19 protein-coding genes are annotated in these 18,920 nt (G+C 45.2%); 17 read left to right on the top strand and 2 right to left on the bottom strand.

The annotated features are described in order from the left end of the window. The 3 genes from MHH86_RS18095 (at nt 1) to MHH86_RS18085 (ending at nt 2,292) form a co-directional block, all read left to right on the top strand. Nucleotides 1-333, top strand: coding sequence for a metalloregulator ArsR/SmtB family transcription factor (locus MHH86_RS18095; protein WP_076274967.1), 333 nt, complete (start codon nt 1-3; stop codon nt 331-333). A gap of 109 nt (nt 334-442) precedes the next feature. Next, nucleotides 443-1,474 (top strand): ATP-binding cassette domain-containing protein, encoded by a 1,032-nt coding sequence (locus MHH86_RS18090; protein WP_076098950.1) that lies wholly within the window; start codon nt 443-445, stop codon nt 1,472-1,474. 2 nt (nt 1,475-1,476) lie between these two features. Continuing rightward, nucleotides 1,477-2,292 (top strand): ABC transporter permease, encoded by an 816-nt coding sequence (locus tag MHH86_RS18085; protein WP_036689061.1) that lies wholly within the window; start codon nt 1,477-1,479, stop codon nt 2,290-2,292. A gap of 133 nt (nt 2,293-2,425) precedes the next feature. On the opposite strand, the gene MHH86_RS18080 is transcribed toward MHH86_RS18085, so the two are convergent. Next, nucleotides 2,426-3,079 carry a TetR/AcrR family transcriptional regulator gene (locus MHH86_RS18080; protein ID WP_036688255.1) on the bottom strand — a complete coding sequence of 218 codons (654 nt, stop codon included), beginning with the start codon at nt 3,077-3,079 and terminating at the stop codon, nt 2,426-2,428. Between the two features lie 199 nt (nt 3,080-3,278). Between MHH86_RS18080 and MHH86_RS18075 the strand changes: the two genes are divergently transcribed. Further along, nucleotides 3,279-4,064 carry an SDR family oxidoreductase gene (locus MHH86_RS18075; protein ID WP_076146457.1) on the top strand — a complete coding sequence of 262 codons (786 nt, stop codon included), beginning with the start codon at nt 3,279-3,281 and terminating at the stop codon, nt 4,062-4,064. A 49-nt stretch (nt 4,065-4,113) separates the two neighbouring features. Here the strand turns inward: MHH86_RS18075 and MHH86_RS18070 are convergent, their stop codons facing one another. After that, nucleotides 4,114-4,440, bottom strand: coding sequence for a hypothetical protein (locus MHH86_RS18070; RefSeq protein ID WP_076225188.1), 327 nt, complete (start codon nt 4,438-4,440; stop codon nt 4,114-4,116). Nucleotides 4,441-5,324: 884 nt separating this feature from the next. On the opposite strand from MHH86_RS18070, the gene MHH86_RS18065 reads away from it, so the two are divergent. The 13 genes from MHH86_RS18065 (at nt 5,325) to MHH86_RS18005 (ending at nt 18,919) form a co-directional block, all read left to right on the top strand. Continuing rightward, nucleotides 5,325-5,651 carry a PadR family transcriptional regulator gene (locus tag MHH86_RS18065; protein WP_036688249.1) on the top strand — a complete coding sequence of 109 codons (327 nt, stop codon included), beginning with the start codon at nt 5,325-5,327 and terminating at the stop codon, nt 5,649-5,651. A 6-nt stretch (nt 5,652-5,657) separates the two neighbouring features. Beyond that, nucleotides 5,658-6,620, top strand: coding sequence for a permease prefix domain 1-containing protein (locus MHH86_RS18060; protein WP_076225189.1), 963 nt, complete (start codon nt 5,658-5,660; stop codon nt 6,618-6,620). A gap of 250 nt (nt 6,621-6,870) precedes the next feature. Beyond that, entirely contained in the window at nt 6,871-7,629 is a 759-nt protein-coding gene (locus tag MHH86_RS18055; RefSeq protein WP_076098952.1) for a Wzz/FepE/Etk N-terminal domain-containing protein, read from the top strand. Next, nucleotides 7,577-8,284, top strand: coding sequence for a CpsD/CapB family tyrosine-protein kinase (locus MHH86_RS18050; RefSeq protein ID WP_036688243.1), 708 nt, complete (start codon nt 7,577-7,579; stop codon nt 8,282-8,284). Before MHH86_RS18055 ends, MHH86_RS18050 begins: the two co-directional genes overlap by 53 nt. Nucleotides 8,285-8,289: 5 nt before the next feature. Then, a complete protein-coding gene (locus tag MHH86_RS18045; protein WP_076106248.1) occupies nt 8,290-9,525 on the top strand; it encodes an oligosaccharide flippase family protein in 1,236 nt (411 codons plus the stop codon). Between the two features lie 75 nt (nt 9,526-9,600). Then, a complete protein-coding gene (locus MHH86_RS18040) occupies nt 9,601-10,827 on the top strand; it encodes an O-antigen ligase family protein (protein WP_076106246.1) in 1,227 nt (408 codons plus the stop codon). Beyond that, the gene (locus tag MHH86_RS18035; protein ID WP_081384422.1) at nt 10,775-12,085 is read left to right on the top strand and encodes a glycosyltransferase family 4 protein; all 1,311 of its coding nucleotides are present in this window, start codon (nt 10,775-10,777) and stop codon (nt 12,083-12,085) included. Before MHH86_RS18040 ends, MHH86_RS18035 begins: the two co-directional genes overlap by 53 nt. A gap of 66 nt (nt 12,086-12,151) precedes the next feature. Continuing rightward, the gene (locus MHH86_RS18030) at nt 12,152-14,062 is read left to right on the top strand and encodes a nucleoside-diphosphate sugar epimerase/dehydratase (protein WP_051491571.1); all 1,911 of its coding nucleotides are present in this window, start codon (nt 12,152-12,154) and stop codon (nt 14,060-14,062) included. Between the two features lie 3 nt (nt 14,063-14,065). Continuing rightward, entirely contained in the window at nt 14,066-15,184 is a 1,119-nt protein-coding gene (locus MHH86_RS18025; protein ID WP_244886348.1) for an LCP family protein, read from the top strand. Between the two features lie 16 nt (nt 15,185-15,200). Next, nucleotides 15,201-15,836 carry a sugar transferase gene (locus tag MHH86_RS18020; RefSeq protein WP_280513427.1) on the top strand — a complete coding sequence of 212 codons (636 nt, stop codon included), beginning with the start codon at nt 15,201-15,203 and terminating at the stop codon, nt 15,834-15,836. After that, nucleotides 15,833-16,630 carry a GNAT family N-acetyltransferase gene (locus tag MHH86_RS18015; RefSeq protein WP_076225191.1) on the top strand — a complete coding sequence of 266 codons (798 nt, stop codon included), beginning with the start codon at nt 15,833-15,835 and terminating at the stop codon, nt 16,628-16,630. Before MHH86_RS18020 ends, MHH86_RS18015 begins: the two co-directional genes overlap by 4 nt. Beyond that, entirely contained in the window at nt 16,623-17,756 is a 1,134-nt protein-coding gene (locus tag MHH86_RS18010) for a GNAT family N-acetyltransferase (protein WP_076225192.1), read from the top strand. Before MHH86_RS18015 ends, MHH86_RS18010 begins: the two co-directional genes overlap by 8 nt. Beyond that, nucleotides 17,753-18,919, top strand: a complete 1,167-nt coding sequence (locus tag MHH86_RS18005) for a DegT/DnrJ/EryC1/StrS family aminotransferase (RefSeq protein WP_076225193.1) — start codon at nt 17,753-17,755, stop codon at nt 18,917-18,919. The genes MHH86_RS18010 and MHH86_RS18005 overlap by 4 nt, the downstream gene beginning before the upstream one ends. Nucleotide 18,920: the final 1 nt, after the last annotated feature.

Raw genomic sequence — 18,920 nt, 5'->3', positions numbered from 1 at the left:
ATGCCGGTTGCTGAAGCAGGACATGATGTATTTCAGGCGATAGCAGATCCTACCCGCCGCAGTCTGCTAAAGCTGCTCGCTAATAAGGAAATGTCTATAGCATCTATTACGGATTGCTACCCGATCAGCCGAACCGCTGTTAATAAGCATTTACAGGTATTGTCCGATGCGCAGCTTGTTAGCAGTCAGAAAGTCGGACGGGAGGCCCGGTATAAGCTTCAGCCAGAACCTTTGCTGGAGCTGCAAGATTGGCTTGCCTTTTTTGAAGGTTATTGGGCTAATAAATTGTTTGCGCTTAAAGAATATGTTGAGGCTGACTCAGAGGAGAAGTAATAAACCGGGAGGCGTGAGATCGCGCTCCCCGGTTTTTTGTGTTGTTTAAATTCAGTTTATAAAAGGGAGTTACCATCACAATACAAACTAAAACGTTGGAGGAATTGTAATGGTAAATGAACGCAAAAAAATAATTGAGCCCAACCCTGGAGATTGGGCCGTCGAAGCGCGTGGGCTCGTCAAAACGTTTGGTGACAATCGCGCAGTTGATGAAGTAAATCTAAACGTTAAGGCAGGCACAATTTACGGTGTTCTTGGTCCCAATGGGGCTGGAAAGACGACGGTAATTCGGATGCTGGCTACGTTACTTCGTCCGGATGCGGGGTCGGCGCGAATCTTCGGGCATGATGTGGTAAAGGAGTCGCAGATTGTTCGGCAATTGATAGGGGTTACGGGACAATATGCTTCTGTGGATGAGTCACTTAGTGCTACAGAGAATCTGATTATCTTTTCACGTCTTTTAGGGTTAGGGCGGGTAGAGGCGCGGCAAAAGGCAGCGGAGTTGTTAGAAGAGTTTGGTCTGACGGAGGCGGCGAAACGGCCACTTCGAAATTTCTCTGGCGGTATGCGCCGACGTCTGGATCTTGCAGCGAGCCTGATTGCCCAGCCTCCGCTTATCTTTTTGGATGAACCAACAACAGGCCTGGACCCACGGACACGTTCGCAAATGTGGGATACCATTCGTCGGTTGGTGAACACAGGATCAACAGTGCTGTTAACTACACAGTATCTTGAAGAAGCCGATCAGCTGGCAGATCGCATTGCAGTTATTGATCATGGCCATGTCGTTGCAGAAGGCACCGTGGATGAGCTAAAAGCTTCAGTGGGCACCACCTCGCTGCACTTAAAAGTCCAAAATCTTAAAGATATCGCTCAAGCGCGCCGGATTGTGGAACATGTGCTGCATATCCAGTCTATTGTGCCGAATGAGGCTGGGAAAATTACTGCACCGATGGCGAACGCTGATTTAGTCACTGATTTGCTTATTGCACTCCGCGAAGCGGGGATTCCACTTGCGGAGATGAGTGTGCAGAAACCGACGCTTGATGAAGTGTTTTTGACGATCACTGGCCATGGAGTTACGGATGAGGCGTCCCAAGCGTCACAAGAATCAATTAATAAGGAGGCAGCAAGAGCATGAGTATGAGAACTTCTACTATTAGTCCAGGTGCGACCCGACAATTGAAAAACCATACGAGCTTCAAACAATCTGTTCGTAACTCGTTAACGATGGCTTATCGCGGGATATTGAAAATCCGTCGCACACCCGAGCAATTGTTCGACGTAACGCTGCAGCCAATTATTTTCACACTAATGTTTACTTATATTTTTGGTGGAGCCATATCAGGAGATGTAGTGAGCTATTTGCCCGTTATTATTCCTGGTATTCTAGTGCAGACTGTAATCACGACCTCCATCGTCACTGGGGTCCAACTGCGGGAAGACATGGATAAAGGGGTGTTTGACCGCTTTAAGTCATTGCCGATTGCCCGAATAGCCCCATTAGCCGGAGCTTTGTTGGCAGATACAATTCGATATACGATCGCAACTGTGCTTACTTTTGTCATGGGCTATATTATGGGTTACCGACCTGATGGCGGTCTGGAGCATGTCGCAATTGCTGCGCTTTTGGTTATCGTCTGCTCCTGGTCGATTAGCTGGATTTTCGCTTTCTTTGGTGTGATTGCCCGAACCGCTTCCAGCGTACAAGGGATATCAATGATTGTGCTGTTCCCACTCACTTTTCTATCCAACGCCTTTGTGCCTGTAGATACGATGCCTAACTGGCTGCAATGGTTTGTCAAAGTAAATCCAATCTCGCATCTTGTGTCAGCTGTCCGTCAGCTTGCTAACTCTGGAACCGTAGGCTGGGATTTCGCTATCTCACTTATCGGAGCCGCTGTGATTGTTGCGATTTTTGCACCTATTACTGTGCGTGCATATATGCGCCGGACATAATTAGAGATGAAGAAACGGCAGAAATGCCGTTTTTTTGTGTTTTTTATTATGTTGAAAAAGCCGTGATCAAAGGATATCCCAAGATTACGGCTTAAATTTGTTGAGGAGGGACTTGCAAAGAGGCTTTTTAGAATTACTTATCTTTTTTAAAGAAGGTATGAATTAAATTGGAGACCGATCTATCATACAATATTTTAGCAGTTTCCTCATTTTGAATATGTCCACCCAAATGCAGATGAATGACGCCATGCAATGACGCCCATACCAGGTTAACAACAAGGAGAGGGTCTTTCTCATTAATAAACCCTTGTTCGATCGCTTCTGTAATAAGGGCTATCACTTGTTGTAGTGCCGTAAAGATAGCATGTAAGCTTTCCTCCTCCGGTTTGAATTCACTAAAGGCCCCTCCGAACATAACCATATAATAGCTGGTATGATTCCGTGAGAAATCCCAATAAGCTTGTCCAAGCTCGCGAAGATATAAATTTAGATTATCTTGTTTTGGAACCGCTTGAAAGGCAGCAGCTAATAATTTACACCCTTGCAAAAAAAGCTCCTTCGCTAAACCTTCCTTGTTTCCAAACAAGTTATAAATGATCTTTGTTGGACATTCCATTTTTTCAGCAACCTTGCGAATAGTTACACCTTCGGGTCCGGATTCATGCATGATGGCCGCAGCGGCTTCGATAATGTTCAGTCTTAATGTTTCCGCATGCTGTTGTTTTGCTTTTGGGTAGGTTGTAACAGATTGAGCATCTATAGAAGATATTTCGGACGATTTTTGCATGTAGTTTCACTTCCTTAGAACTTTACTTTAGCTTTTTTTAGATAGCCGTTATTTCTAAACCTTATTTTACTGATGTAGAAGAGAAATAGCCAATAATTAAATGTGTAGAACTTTATTTGACAACGAAACCTCACTTGGATACAATGATTCATATTGAAACACTGTTTCTGAATAGTCATTAAAGGGAGAGATGATAACAATGATTACAATTCAAAATAAATGGACGTTGATTACCGGAGCTTCTTCGGGTATAGGTGAAGCGTTTGCTCGAGAACTTGCAGCCAAAGGAAGTCACTTAATTTTAGTCGCCCGTTCTGAAGATAAATTGATTGCTTTAGCGGAAAAATTACAACGAGAATTTCAAATTCAAGCGGAGGTTCTAGTTGCTGATTTATCTCAAGAAGGTTCCCCTGAGAGGCTCTATCAACAATGTGTAGAACGTGGCTTGAACGTTGATATTCTTATTAATAATGCAGGTTTTGCTACGCATGGGCTTTTTGAACAACTATCTGGTTCGAGACAACATGAAGAAGTGATGCTAAATGTATTGGCGGTTGTAGATCTGACCCATTTGTTTTTGCCAGAGATGTTAAAAAGAAAAAGCGGAGTGATTATAAACGTTGCATCAACAGCAGCATTTCAACCTCTTCCTAATATGGCTGTATATGGAGCGACAAAAGCTTTTGTATTATCATTTACACAAGCGCTATGGGAGGAAAATCGGAAACGGGGCGTACAATTTCTTGCGTTATGTCCGGGGTCTACGGAAACAGAATTTTTTAATGTTGTAGGAGCCGATGAAGCTTCGGTCGGGAAACGAGATACTCCAGAAAATGTGGTTCAAGTGGCTATTCGTTCGCTTCAAGCTAAAAAAGTGTTTGCTGTCCCAGGATTTACAAACTATATTTCAGCTCAAATGTCACGTTTTTTCACACGTAAACAAATGCTTTATTTTGTTGGACGCATGCTCCGTACGCGACATTAATGGGTCAACGTATTCAAGCTGGTGTATTCCTTAGCAATGATTAACTATTTTAATTATAAAAAAACAACAAAACAGCGGTTCTCCCCAATATGGGAGAACCGCTGTTTTGTGTTTTGACTTGCTGACTTTGACTCCGTTCGCTTGAATTTACATCAACATCAGTAACATCACCAACATCACCAACACCAACAACAACATCAACGTCAACGTCAACATCAACGTCACCATCACCATCACCATCAACGTCAACGTCAACATCAACGTCACCATCACCATCAACATCAACATCACCATCAACGTCACCATCACCATCACCAACATCACCAACATCACCAACATCTACAACAACAACATCAACAAAATTACCAATCGACATCTAAATCACATCGCTGACTCATAATCGTCCACTGTGGTACGGACCCCAATGACGCTATTAGTATGTTTTTCGCAGTTCCAGCGTAGTTTCGGACTCCAGTGCAGCTATTCCCTAGAAGGGGTTCTAAATATGATGTTTTGTGCGCCAATAGGTGCATTGAGGTCCCATAGGATCAGAAAAGTGGGGGATTTCTGCGAATAAGGTCAACTGAGTCCGATTGTACCTCGTTCGTCAAAGTAAGGCGAGGTAAACACTTATGTTCTTGCAGTCAACCTTATTGTATTAAGGTTCAATAAAAAGGACAAAAAACCAGCGTTGGTTGCTTCAACAAAAATTTAGGCAAGCAAGGCTGGCTAACGGACCCCAATGACGTTATTAGCATATTTTTCGCAGTTCCAGCGCAGTTTCGGACTCCAGTGCAGCTATTCCCTAGAAAGGGTTCTAAATATGGTGATTTGTGCGCCAATAGGTGCATTGAGGTCCGATAGGATCAGAAAAGTGGGGAAGTTCTACGAATAAGGTCAACTGAGTCCGATAGTACCTCGTCCGCCAAAGTAAGGGGAGGTAAACACCCTCGCCCTCGCAAATAGCCTACTAGTAATTATCTAAGTCTACGCAAATAGCCTACTAGTAAACACCCCCGTCCTCGCAAACAACCTACTAGTAAACACCATCGTCCCCGCAAATACTACTGGCATGAACCTTCGTACACGTAACTCCGTATTGGAAGCTACGTCATGCGCAGAAAGCAATTGGATTTAATCAAAGAAGGTTCGGTCCTCAAATTATTTTGGCCTATTTTTCCATTAACTACTTCATCTGTCGTAGTAATTATGCTATACTGCAACTACTACGACAGATGAAGTAATCATGGGGGGATATTCTTGATCAGCAGTGATGTTATACGCGGCTACAATGATACGATGATCCTCTACATGCTGCTGGACGGGGAATCTTACGGGTACGAGATTTCCAAAAATATCAGGCAGTTAACGCAGGAGAAATATGTCATGAAGGAGACAACGTTATATTCTGCCTTCACCCGACTGGAGAAAAACGGATATATAGAATCCTTTTATCTGGATGAGAGTCTTGGCAAGCGGCGTACGTATTACCGGATTACCTCGTTGGGTCTCGCCTATTACCGAGAAAAATGTGAGGAATGGAAGGTTACGCAGCAAGTTGTAAACCAATTTATCAAGGAGTGGTGATAGAGCATGGAGACGATCATAGTATATCTGGATAATATGTTTGCGGGTCTGCCAAAGACTCAGGAACTGGAACATCTGAAGCAAGAGCTGCTATCCGGGATGGAGGAGAAGTACCTAGAGCTGAAGCTTGCTGGCAAGTCGGAGAATGAGGCGATTGGTATCGTCATATCGGAATTCGGCAATATTGAAGAGCTGACAGCGGAGCTTGGCATCGATCCAGTTGCGCCGGAACAGGCTATTCCGGTGCTGACGGAAGAAGAGGTTTACGCTTATGCGGCGGCCAGACGAAGCGCTGGATTATGGACGGGTATCGGCGTTTTTCTCTGCGCATGCGGAGTGGCGTTTTTGATCACCCTGGATACAATATTTGAAAATAAGGCTGTTATGAGTGATAAAGGTTCTATGCTGGGGCTGGTCGGAATGTTCGTGCTGGTCGCTATCGCGGTCGGGATGTTTATACACAGCGGAATGAAGCTTGATCGCTTTAAGAGTCTGGAGCAAGGTTTTCAGCTGCCTTACGCTCTAAAGATGGCGCTTCAACGGAGCCAAAGTCTTTATGCTCCGACTTACCGTCTTTCTCTGATTACAGGAGTCTGCCTGTGTGTGCTGTCGCCGGCTTTTATCTTCACCACTAGCTATGTCAACGATGACTATGCTCCCTATGGAGTCGCTGCTTTTCTGTTTATTGCGGCTGTAGCGGTGTTTCTGTTCATCTATTACGGGAATATCCAGGGTACTTATACGAAGTTGCTGGAGGAGCCGAATATCATTGCAGAGAAGCAGGAAGAGAACCGATTTGTTGGAGTTGTTGGGGCTGTGTTATGGCCTTTGGCGACGGCGATTTTTCTGTTCACGGGTTTTGTCTATGGTCGCTGGGACATCAATTGGGCAGTATTCCCAATTGCGGGTATCCTGTCCGGCATGTTAAGCAATGTTAATCATGTTCTGAACCGTAAAGATATCTCCTGATGGTGTTGACTACACTTGTACATTCCTGAACTAGATAGATTATATGTAAGGTATTCTACCAGTAGATTTGGCTGGAGAATACCTTTTTTTGTTGGATTTTAACAGGTGAGCTAAATGAGCTCTTTAATATTTTGACATTTAAATTTTAAGTACGGACTTGGACATATGTTGAGAGAAAGAGAATATGAATATACAACAATAATCTTGTTAAAGAGGCGACAATACATTAACTAGTTAGGAGAAATGATCGATGGAATTCGAACTGGGCAGCATTTTGAAACTAGTAAAACGTAGGCTGCTGTTCATAATTGTATTATGTATCGCTGCAGTCGGGCTCGCTGGTAGTGTTAGCTATTACGTTTTACAGCCGAAATACGAAGCGACAGCTTCTATACTTATTCAAGGGGACAGGCAGCAGAAAGCAATTAATGACATTATGGCCGGACAAAAGCTGGTCACTACTTACGGGGAGATCATTCGAAGCAGCAGGATAGCGGAAGAGGTCGTCAGAAAGCTGCAGCTAAAAATGACAGCAGAAGAGTTACTCAAAAATGTTAAGACAAGAACCAATAGCGAGTCACTCGTAACAACGGTAATTGTGACTGATTCAAAAGCTCAACGGGCAACAGATATCGCGAATGGCTTCGGAGAGGCCTTTAATGCGAATATTCAATCGATTATGGGAGTGGAGAATGTTGTATTTCTCGACCGTGCCAAGGTTCCTTCTGATCCTGTCTCACCTAAGCCCGTCTTCAATATGGCTGTTGCCTTCGGATTGGCGCTGATTACCGGGATTGCAATCTCTATCCTCCGGGAATTGATGGAGAAACCCGTGAGAAGTGCCAAAGATATTCAGCTTGATTTGCAGCTTCCGCTTCTGGGAACCGTGGGCAAATTAAAGCCACGCAAACGGCGGAATAAAGCGAAAACCAAATCAGCAGAAGGAGCCATCAGTTATGAAGAAGAAAACGCCAAAATTATATTGCCTGGAACAACCGAAGTCATCTAGCGGAGATCAATTCCGAAGCATACGCTCCAATATTCGTTATACCCGCGTTGGTGGAGAGATCCGCTCTTTATTAGTCACAAGCTCGCTTCCGGATGAAGGAAAATCAACGGTAGCCATAAACCTGGCGATTGCCATGGCGGAAGCTGGTAAGACAGTTCTACTCATTGATGGGGATCTACGTACGCCAACGGTGCATAAGGCATTTGATCTGCCTAATTGGATCGGGCTTAGCAGTATCTTAGTGGATCATACCCGCTTAGAGGATTGCATTATTTCTATTGAGGAAGCAGAAGGTTTGTCTGTATTGACCTCTGGTCCGATTTCACCAAATCCCGCTGAATTACTAGGCTCTGAAGGAATGAAGCGATTGTTTGCAGAGCTGAGCGTGCGTTTTGATACGATTGTTATCGACTCATCCTCTGTATTAATGCCATTTTCGGATGCCCTTATTTTGGCAACGATGACTGAGGGGGTATTGCTAGTTGTGAAATCCGGAAAAGTGCTCTTAAAGCACACGAGTTCTGCCAAGCACTTGCTAGAGCAGCAGGGAGCACATTTGCTGGGAGCCGTATTGAATTATCGGAAAAAGAGCAGGCGTTCCAAGATTCGTGGTGAAGATTTTGCCGAGTGGGCCTCTTCTTCTGGAATGGTCTGACGTCTATGTCATTTGCTTCTCTTCGTTATTTGCTCGGGAATATCACTTACGCTGGTGCTCAGTTTGTGATTGTGATCCTGCTGAATAAATTCGGGTCATCGGCAATCGTGGGGCAATATTCGCTAGGGCTTGCAGTTACTGCTCCGATCTTTATGCTGTCGCATCTACATCTTCGTTCCGTATTAATCGTTGATTCATCGGGGAAATACAGTTTTGGAGACTTTCTGGGCTTACGGCTGATAACAACCGCCCTTGCGTTTACGATTACCGCAGGTTTTTGCATAATAAGTGGTTTGGATTGGAATACAGTATTGGTTATTTTCTTCATCGGTCTGTATAGAATCGTTGAATCAATCAGTGATATTTTATTAGGCATCGTTCAAAAGGAGGAGAGATTAGATCAAATCTCAATCTCCAGAATGGCAAAAGGGTTATTCTCCATTCTAATCTTCATCCTCGTATTTATCCCTACACAGAGCCTTGTTCTTGCCTTGTTAGTCATGATAATCGGATGGTTAGCGATAACGATTGGATATGATGCTCGTAAAGCGAGAATCTACACTTCTCTCAGGCCACTCTTCAACAAAAGAAGCCTATGGAGTTTACTGATCGTCAGTTCACCGCTAGGCGTGGTATTGGCGTTGATGTCGTTAAATACGAATATCCCATTATATGCGATTTCCTATTTTAAAGGGGAGCATGACTTAGGTATTTATGCTTCACTCTCATATATGATTGTTGCCTGCAATGTTGTCGTCACCGCACTTGGTGAAGCCATAACACCACGTCTTGCCAGGTGGCACGCAGGCGGGAGACACAAGGAGTTTGTCACTTTACTCAGCCGAATGATAGCGATGGGTTTGGGGTTTAGTGCGGTCGCTTGTTTGATAGGGTGGTTGTTTGGCCACAAGCTGTTAACCGTATTATTCAGTTCAGACGTGGCAGGAGAGTTAGGGTTGTTTCATTGGCTGCTGGCGTCCACCATGCTGGTATTTATTTCATCCTACCTGTGGTACGCCATAACGGCTACCGGAAGGTACAAAGCTCAGATTCCATTGTTTCTGTGCACAGCATTCACTAATGGCTTGTGTTGTCTGATCTTCGTACCTCATTACGGGGTAGTAGGTGCTGCAATGGGGGCAAGTTCGTCGTTATTTGTACAGATGATTGGCAGTGTAGTTGTGCTGTATCGTGTCATCGGAAAGGCAAGAAATCGGGAACAGTCGGAAGCGGCAGCATAAGTTCTTGTTTTATAGGAAAGTAGGAAAGTAGGGACTTGTATGACATCTGTATCTGTTGTAGGGAAGCCCTACACCATGCACAATTTATTTCTGTTTGCGGTCATGGGGTACATCATATGCCTTCCGGCGCAGATTGATTTTGGGGGAGCCTTCCGTATCGCCCCGTCGGATCTCTTCTTAATGTTAGGTTTATTTGCCGCTGGATTCCATCTCAAATTGGACCGGAGGATATTCAGTTCATGGCATTGGGGCATGCTGTTCATTTTTGTTTTAGCTTCCTTTGTATCCATTTGGCGCAACGGCTTCATTACTCAATACGCCCTGCTGCAAAAAGATATTGGATTTATTCTCCTTTTGTTGACCTACATCATGCTTGTGCAAGCAGCAGATAGCTGGGAACGGTTATATAAAATGCTCCGATTTTTCCTGATCAGTGTGCTGCTCTTAAATGGTGTTGCCCTATTCGCTTTTTTCAGCGGAGTAAAGGTTCCGTTCATGGTGCAAGACGGGCGGTTGTCCGGCATGTTAATTGATCCCAATGCATACGGGGGATTGCTGGTGACGGCTTTTGCCATTCATATCATGACGAGTGGGGAGAAGATAAAGCTGCTGCGGGGATGGGTCAGCGTACTAGCGACGATAAGCTTAGCCGGGGGCATTATAATGACCTTCTCGCGCTCGTCTTGGATTGGTCTGTTCCTAGTATTACTTACACTTCTGATTACCAAACCGTCCAGACTGATCAAGATCGGTATGGGGTTTGGGGTGGCTTTTATAGCTCTGCTGCTGTATAAAGGCACCGCTTATCTAAATGTGCTGGAGTCTATGTCCAGCAGACCTTCCCAGATCCAGTCGCGTCTTGACATCATTGACAAAGCGGTGGATTGGATCGCACAAAGTCCGTTATTAGGCATTGGGCTTGGTTCCTATAATTACGAACTGCGCATTATTATCCACAACACCCCTATATGGTTTTTGACTGAATTCGGCTTATTGGGCTTGATTGTATATGGCGGATTTATGATTTGGTTCTTTATTGTTGGTATCCGTTCTTATCGTGCAGCAGATCCGATTCATAGACCAATTATTATGGCATTGCTGCTGTCCCATGCGGCGATGATTGGGTTATCGATGGGCATTGAGGCGTTATTCCAGCGGTATTGGTGGTTCATGATGGCGATGAACGGAGCTTGCATCCGGTTAACAGACAAAAACCTGAAAGGAGAGATGCCCTATCGAACCCAACACGTTGAAAGGTCAGCTGGGCGCAAGCTTCGACAACGAGCAGAGCAACCTCAATAAAAGCTCAAGTAAGGACATCGGGAGTATCCCAGCTGAGGGCGGCTTACAAGCAAAGGTTGCTTTTGTAGCCTCCATATATGGGCATTTCGAGAGTTTTCATTTACCTTACATGGCGTTATTGCAGCAAAAAGGGTGTGAAGTCCATGCTTACGCTCAGCCGGGCGAAGCCAGACAGTGCTTGGAACAGCGGGGAATTGTATGTCACGACGTACCTATACAACGAAGTCCTTTACAGTTGAAGAATTGGACGGCTCTGCGGATCTTAACTAAAAGCTTCCAAGCGGAAAAATTTCAGTTCGTCCATGTACATACACCAGTGGCTTCGATTCTCGGACGGATTGCAGCCCATAGAGCAGGTGTCCCTAGCGTATTGTATACAGCTCATGGTTTTCATTTTTTTAAAGGTGCTCCTTTTCTGAACTGGATGCTTTATTATCCGTTGGAGTATTTAATGGCCCGTTGGACGGATGTACTGATCACTATTAATAGAGAAGATTATGAGCGTGCTCAGAAATTCCCTGTGCGAAAAAAAGTAACTTATGTGAGTGGAGTCGGGCTTGATCTTCAGGTATACGGTAGCGGTGAGAGGGATAATGAAGTTGCAAAAATGAAGGGGGAAAGTCGTCGCCAGCTATTTGATTTACCTAAGAGATACAATGATAATCCTTCATTCGTTGTTCTCTGCGTCGCTGAGTTAAATGCTAACAAGAACCAAAAACAGTTGATCCAAGCACTACATCATTTGGGTGATCAAGCAAGCGATATTCATCTAGTATTCGCAGGTACAGGTCCTTTCGAGCAAACTCTTATAGAACTTGCTACTCGGTTAGGGGTTAGGGATCAGGTGCATTTTCTGGGGTTTCGAAGAGATATACCGGATTTGCTACAAGCGTGTGATGTTGCGGCACTCGTGTCCTATCGCGAGGGGTTACCCCGGGCGATTATGGAGGCGATGGCAGCAGGTAATCCCGTGATCGGCACACATATTCGGGGCATTCGCGATTTGATTGAGCATGAGTCAACGGGCATGTTGGTTCCAGTAGATGATATTGCTGCTACGGCAAAAGCACTGGTTCAACTGCGAGCGGACGCAGCTTTGACCGCAGCAATGGGGAAAGCGAATAAGGACAGGATTATTCGCTATGGATTGCCTGCGGTGCTTTGTGAAATGGACTCGATTTATATAGAAGCGCTGAAAGAACCAGGGATAAAGGCATTTCCGACTGAATTGCAACCGGGTCTGACAGCAGATAGATAATTCATTCTCGCATATACGACAACATACGAATAAACGAATAATTAGTTAATTAGGGAGAAAGAAGTGATGAAAATGCGGATCGTACGTTTAGTCATGTTGGATGCGGGAATTATAGCGGCTTCAGTGTGGCTTGTGTTTTTACTTCGGTTTGATTTTCAAATCCCTGAGCAGTATATGTGGATGCTTCCGTGGGCGATACTCATTCACATTATGGTATACGCAACGTTCTCATTTGGATTCAAGGTGTATAACAATATCTGGCGATACACCGGTATAGGTGAGTTATTGCAGCTGCTAAAAGTGAGTGCTTTAACACTCTGTGGAGTGGTCGCTGTCAATGTATCTACGCATGTATTCGTCCCTTCTTATCGATTGCCGATTTCGATTTATTTTGCAGCGGGATACGTATTTCTCGGCATTGCTGGCTTACGTTTAGTAAACCGTCTCATCAACGATAGATTTGAAACAGCGGGGGCAAAGGGTTCATCCGAAGGCAATCTGCTAATCGTAGGGGCAGGGAAAGCAGGCATCCTCGTTACCAAAGATATCAAGCATTCAAGATTTAAATTCATGAACCCAGTCGCCTTCATAGATGATGATATCTCAAAGCGCAAGCTGGAGCTTATGGGGTTGCCGATTGTCGGTAACCGTAACTTCATTCCCCAGGCAGTCGAGCAGCTGGATATTTCGTTCATTATCATCGCTTTGCCTACGGCTCCACAAAAGGAATTACTGGAGATCATCGAAATCTGCAAATCTACCAAAGCTCAGATCAAGTTAATGCCCAGTATGACCGATATTTTGGACGGGAAAATGGCCATTAACATGATTCGTGAAGTATCCGTAAATGATTTGCTGGGGAGAAGCCCAATAGAAATTAATACGGAAGAGATTCGTGAGAATTTGGGAAGCGAGTGTATTCTCATCACCGGTGCAGGCGGTTCAATTGGTTCGGAGTTATGCCGGCAATTGGCTGCGTACCGTCCGAAGGAAATGCTGCTTTTGGGGCATGGAGAAAATAGCATTTATCTTATTGAACAAGAATTGCGGCAGTTATATCCCGATCAGATCATTCATCCCATTATAGCGGACATTCAGGATGTATCGCGGATTGATAACGTTTTTCAAAAATTCCGCCCCTCCATTGTGTATCATGCCGCTGCTCACAAGCATGTTCCTCTTATGGAGATGAATCCAGTAGAGGCAGTTAAAAATAATGTGATCGGCACAAGGAATGTAGCGGAAGCGAGTGCTAAATATGGCGCTAAACGGTTCATCCTCATCTCATCGGATAAGGCGGTTAATCCTACCAGTGTTATGGGTGCCACGAAACGAGCCGCGGAAATGATCATTAATGATCAGAATTCCTTAAGCAAGACGGTTTTTGCTGCTGTACGTTTTGGTAATGTGCTGGGCAGTAGGGGAAGTGTCATTCCGTTATTCAAAAGACAAATCGAAAACGGCGGCCCGGTGACGGTTACACATATGGATATGGTGCGTTACTTCATGACGATACCCGAAGCGGTACAGTTGGTTATTCAAGCAAGTGTGCTGGCACAAGGGGGAGAAGTGTTTGTGCTGGATATGGGTAAGCCAGTTCGTATATACGATCTAGCGAGGGATTTAATCCGCTTGTCGGGTCTCGAGCCTGACAAAGATATTCCCATTGTGGTCACTGGCATTCGTCCTGGAGAAAAATTGTTTGAGGAGCTTTTGACTGAAGAAGAAGGGTTATTGGTCACTAACAACTACCGTATTATGATTAGCCGCCCGCAAAGTGTCTCCAGATCTGAACTGAATTTGGTGTTGGGGGTTCTGGAGAACTTGTGCAAACGGTATGAACTGATGCCAAGCAGTCATCAGATCAAAAAACTGCTAAAGCAGCTAATTCCAAGCTATTCGGGTTTTCAGGAAGAAACGCAGGTGGGCACACATGATCTTGAACGCATTAAATCCGAAGTTCATGCGGGAATCTGACCTATGAAGTCGACTAAGTATTCATGGATGACAAGATTATGGGGCAAGCGCGACAAGCCAATTACAGGTAAACGTTCACGCATGCGGCGGGTGGGACGATACAGCCTGATTGTTATTCTTGTTGTGGTTGTAGTTGGGGGGATCTGGATTGGAGGGATATTGAATCCAGAGCATCGTTTTAACAAGGCGATTCTTAACCCCTTGACGATCCCTAGCTCTAATGTGGTTACGGACAATGAAGAGATGGTACAGTCGCTCAGCACACCAGCCCCACAAGCGCAAACGGATGAGCTTATCCTAACAACGCCTACACAAACTCCAGCTGCGGCGATATCCCCAGCAGACAAGAAAAGCTCATCCTTTAATGTAGTGCTAATTGGAACAGACACTTGGGGCGGAGAAAGCTCGCGGGCAGATACGATCATGGTTGCCCATGTGATGCCGGATCAACGGAAGGTGAATATCGTATCTGTGCCGCGGGACACGCGGGTTTATGTGCAGAATGTCGGCTATACCAAGATCAATCATGCACATATCGTTGGTGAGACAAAGGGTGGGAATCAGCAGGGTACGCTGACACTGATTCAAGCCGTTAGTGATTTTATGAATATTCCTATTCATTACTACATCAAGACGAACTTCTCCGGTGTTCGTGATTTCATCGATTCGATTGGCGGGATCGATATGCTAATTGATCAGGATGTGACCATCACTCCGGAGATCACCATCAAGAAAGGTGAGCAGCATCTGGATGGTGCCCACACGCTTTATTTAGCAAGGGAGCGCTACTCGACTCCGGAGGGTGACTTTAGCCGCCAACGGGAGCAATTCAATATCGTTCGGGCTGTAGCCAAAAAGCTATTAAGTCCGGAGCATATTCCTGATCTAGCTGGACTGCTACTGCGTGAAAAGAAAGACATTATTGATACGAGTTTTAGTGACAGTGATTTGATGAGCTTAGCTTGGCTATTCAAGGGAATGGATTCCGCGGATTTTGCTTACGAACAGATTCCTGGCCATAACAGCTCTGCTCTAGATCCGCTCGTCCGAACTAAAGTGTATTACTGGAGTGCTAATTCGGAAGAGGTAAAGTCACTCACAGAACGTCTTTTTACGGAATAAGAGAAAGGCGGGGGGGATGACTACCATGTATCGCCATATGAAGCGGGGCTTCGATTTGGTGGGAGCGATCTTTATGTTAGGTGTGTTTAGTCCGGTCATGGCTGTAGTGGCGTTGCTGATTCGGATAAAGTTGGGAAGTCCTATTTTGTTCAAGCAGCAGCGGCCGGGCATGGGAGAAAGACCCTTCTACATCTACAAGTTTCGAACCATGGCTGAAATGTATGATGCGCAGGGCCAGCCGTTATCGGATGCTCGGCGTTATATCAAATTCGGCGGATTGATTCGAAAGCTGAGTCTGGATGAGCTGCCGCAATTAGTGAATGTTGTGAAGGGAGAAATGAGCCTGATCGGACCAAGACCTTTGCTCATCCGTTACAGCCCGCATTACTCTGAACGGGAGCGGCTGCGATTCACTGTAAGACCCGGAATCACGGGATTGGCGCAGGTATCTGGACGTAATACTTCGGAATGGAAACAGCGGCTTTCCTATGACGTTACCTATGTTGAGAAGCTGAGCTTTAGATTAGATGCGTTGATCTTATGTAAAACTGTGCTGAAGGTTATCCGCCAAGATGACGTTGTGGCCAATCCGGGTGAGCATAGTCTGCCGCTCGATGAGTACAGAATGAACCAAAAGGAGGGGTCGGCATGAATTTGCGGTTTAGTCCGCTTCAGGAAGATGATATTCACCTTGCATGCCGGCTCTTACAGAGCAACTTGCCAGAGTCAGTCTACAATCAAACCATATTCGCCTGTGGCGGTTATCCCGAATATTTGAAAGCAGCATGTAAATGCGGAAGCCATTCAGCAACACTGCTGATTGGTGCCTATTCTGAAGATCTTCTTATTGGATTCGCTGAATGGAGAAGAATGGAGCAGATGCTGGTTCTGAATAACTTGAATGTGGACGCAGCTTATCGAAAAGACGGCATCGGCGGCAAGCTTATGGCCTACGGGGAGACGTTAGCCCAAAAGGATGGCATTTCGAAGCTGGCACTTGATGTATTTTCGTGGAATGAGCAAGCTCATGCTTGGTATTTGCGGCTTGGTTTTGCAGAGGAAGGCCGGACTTACTGGTATGTAAGAGATTTGGCTCCATCGATTGATAGGGATAGAGAAGTATTGGCGTACATCATAGATGATTACCCGATGGCAGAGGCACATCATCAAAAGTATGGATTCTCTGCTCTTAGGATTAGAACAAAAAAAGAGACTTCAGTAGTGGGCCGGCTAGGTGAACAGTATTATCGTATCCAACTGCAAAATGGAGGGTGGAGTGGCTGCAATCTTTTGACAGACGTATTAATGGATTTAGACCGGGAGAAAAGGCTGCTGTTGCTTTCTTCAGATGCTTATTTGCGTGAGCGAGACCCCGAGCTAATCTTAAGCACTGAAAGTATACGTATGATCAAAATATTGGAGAATCAAGAGGTGTTGTATGAGTAACTTTATCGTGCTAGGCAGCTCTAGTTCAGAGGAATGGGATGCCTATTTGAACCAGTTAGAGACGAAGGATATCTATTTCTCCTCAGCGTTTTTTCGGCTGTTTGAGGACGGAGAGCACCAGCAGGCAGAGCTGTTTGTATTCAAGCAAGGAGACCAGCTCATAATGTATCCTTACTTGCTTCGCTCCATAAGCCATCTTCCTGCCGTAATCCAACTGGGGCTTGATGGTGATTGGTACGATATTAGTACACCTTATGGATACGGGGGACCGATATCGAATCTCCCTCCAGGAGCCGAACGAAGTGAGCTGTACCGGCAATTCAGTGAAACGTTCACGGATTACTGTAGAGAGAAAAAGATCATGACCGAGTTTGTAAGATTTCATCCCTTGATTGGCAACGCTACGGAATATCAAAGCGGTCTGACCACCGAGTGGAATAGAAATACAATATATATTGATTTGACTGTGGGTTCGGAGGCAGAGCTCATCCGGCATTATGGCAGCAATCATAAACGGAATATTCACAAAATAAAGTCTGCGCCCTTTACAATTCGGAATTCCAATCTGAAAGATCGTATTGAGTCCTTCAGTGAATTGTATTACGGAACACTAAATGATTTACAGGCGGATTCTTTTTATTATTTCCCCAAAAAATTTATAGAAGATACTAGTTATCTACTTGAAGGGAGAGTAGAGCTATTCGAAGCTATGGTTGGGGAGAAAACGGTGGCAACCAGCATCGTGTTACATGAACGACCGTGGATGCATTATCACCTATGTGGTTGGGATCGCGCCTATCTGCAGTGGTCACCTACCAAATTGCTAATTCACGCAGCAGCCAAGTGGGGGATGGAAAATGGCTTTGAACGTTTTCATCTTGGCGGGGGATATAAGGGGAATGACGACTTATTTCAATTCAAGCATAGATTCGCGACACAACTGGAACCCCTTGACTATTACTTAGGTAAACGAATTTTTTTTCCAGAGTTGTATGAGCGGATCATATCCTTTTGTGACACTAGAGTATCAGGAAGTTACTTTCCGCTCTATCGGCATCCAGATCTCGATATGATATGTATTCCATCTGGAGAAATCGGTCCAAATGGAGAAAGGAGCTTCGCATGAGCATTCGTCAAACAAGCATTCTGCCACGAATCTTGTTATCCCCGCCGCATATTAGTGGACGTGAGCAGGTCTACATGGAGGAGGCGATACACTCTGGTTGGATTGCTCCTATTGGTCCGCAAGTCGATGCGTTCGAGCGGGAGATGGCCGCCTACACAGGATCAAAGGGTGCACTAGCGTTAAGCTCTGGCACGGCGGCGATTCATCTCGCACTTCGTCTAGCCGGTGTCACACAAGGAGATTACGTGATCTGTTCAACGCTCACGTTCGTTGCTAGCGCCAATCCTATTTTATATTTGGGGGCCACCCCCGTATTTGTCGATTCAGAGCCTGAGACCTGGAACATGTGTCCGCTAGCTTTTCAGCGGGCCTGCCAAGATTTGAATGACAAAGGACTGCTGCCAAAAGCGGCTGTTGTCGTCAATTTATACGGACAAAGCGCAGATATGGAGCCCATTGTAGAAATAGCTGACCGATATGGAATTACCTTGATTGAAGATGCTGCCGAATCATTAGGTGCTTTCTATCAAGGCAAGGCCAGCGGAACCTGGGGCCAATTCGGAATCTATTCTTTCAACGGAAATAAGATTATTACAACCTCAGGTGGGGGCATGCTCGTATCCGACGATACCGAAGCCCTAGAGCAAGCGCGCTTCTGGTCTACGCAAGCCCGAGACACTGCCCCTCATTATCAACATTCCGAAATGGGATACAACTATCGGTTAAGCAACCTGTTGGCAGCTATAGGACGCGGTCAATTAGAACTGCTTGAAGAGCGGGTTGAACGGCGCAGATCTATTGGCCGGCGATATAGGGAACGTTTAGGTTCCATACCGGGTCTTCATTTTATGCCGGAAGCACGCAATTGTCGCAGCACGCACTGGTTGAGTGCGCTGACCATTGATGAAGAAGTGGCAGGGTTCTCTTCACAACAACTTCTGTCATGTCTGGAACATCACAATATAGAAGCTAGACCTGTATGGAAACCGCTGCATTTACAACCGTTGTTCGAGAGCAATTACTACTATCCTTACAGTGAGGAATACAGTGTATCGGATAAATTATTTTCAACAGGTGTCTGTCTGCCTTCTGGAAGCTCTTTATCGGATGAGGATTTGGAACGTGTCATTTATGCGATAGAGACATGTAACCAATACCGTTGAT

This window comes from Paenibacillus sp. FSL F4-0097 (genome assembly GCF_038593125.1).
GTDB classification, from domain to species: domain Bacteria; phylum Bacillota; class Bacilli; order Paenibacillales; family Paenibacillaceae; genus Paenibacillus_AQ; species Paenibacillus_AQ odorifer.
This window is presented reverse-complemented; position numbering and strand designations above follow the sequence as displayed.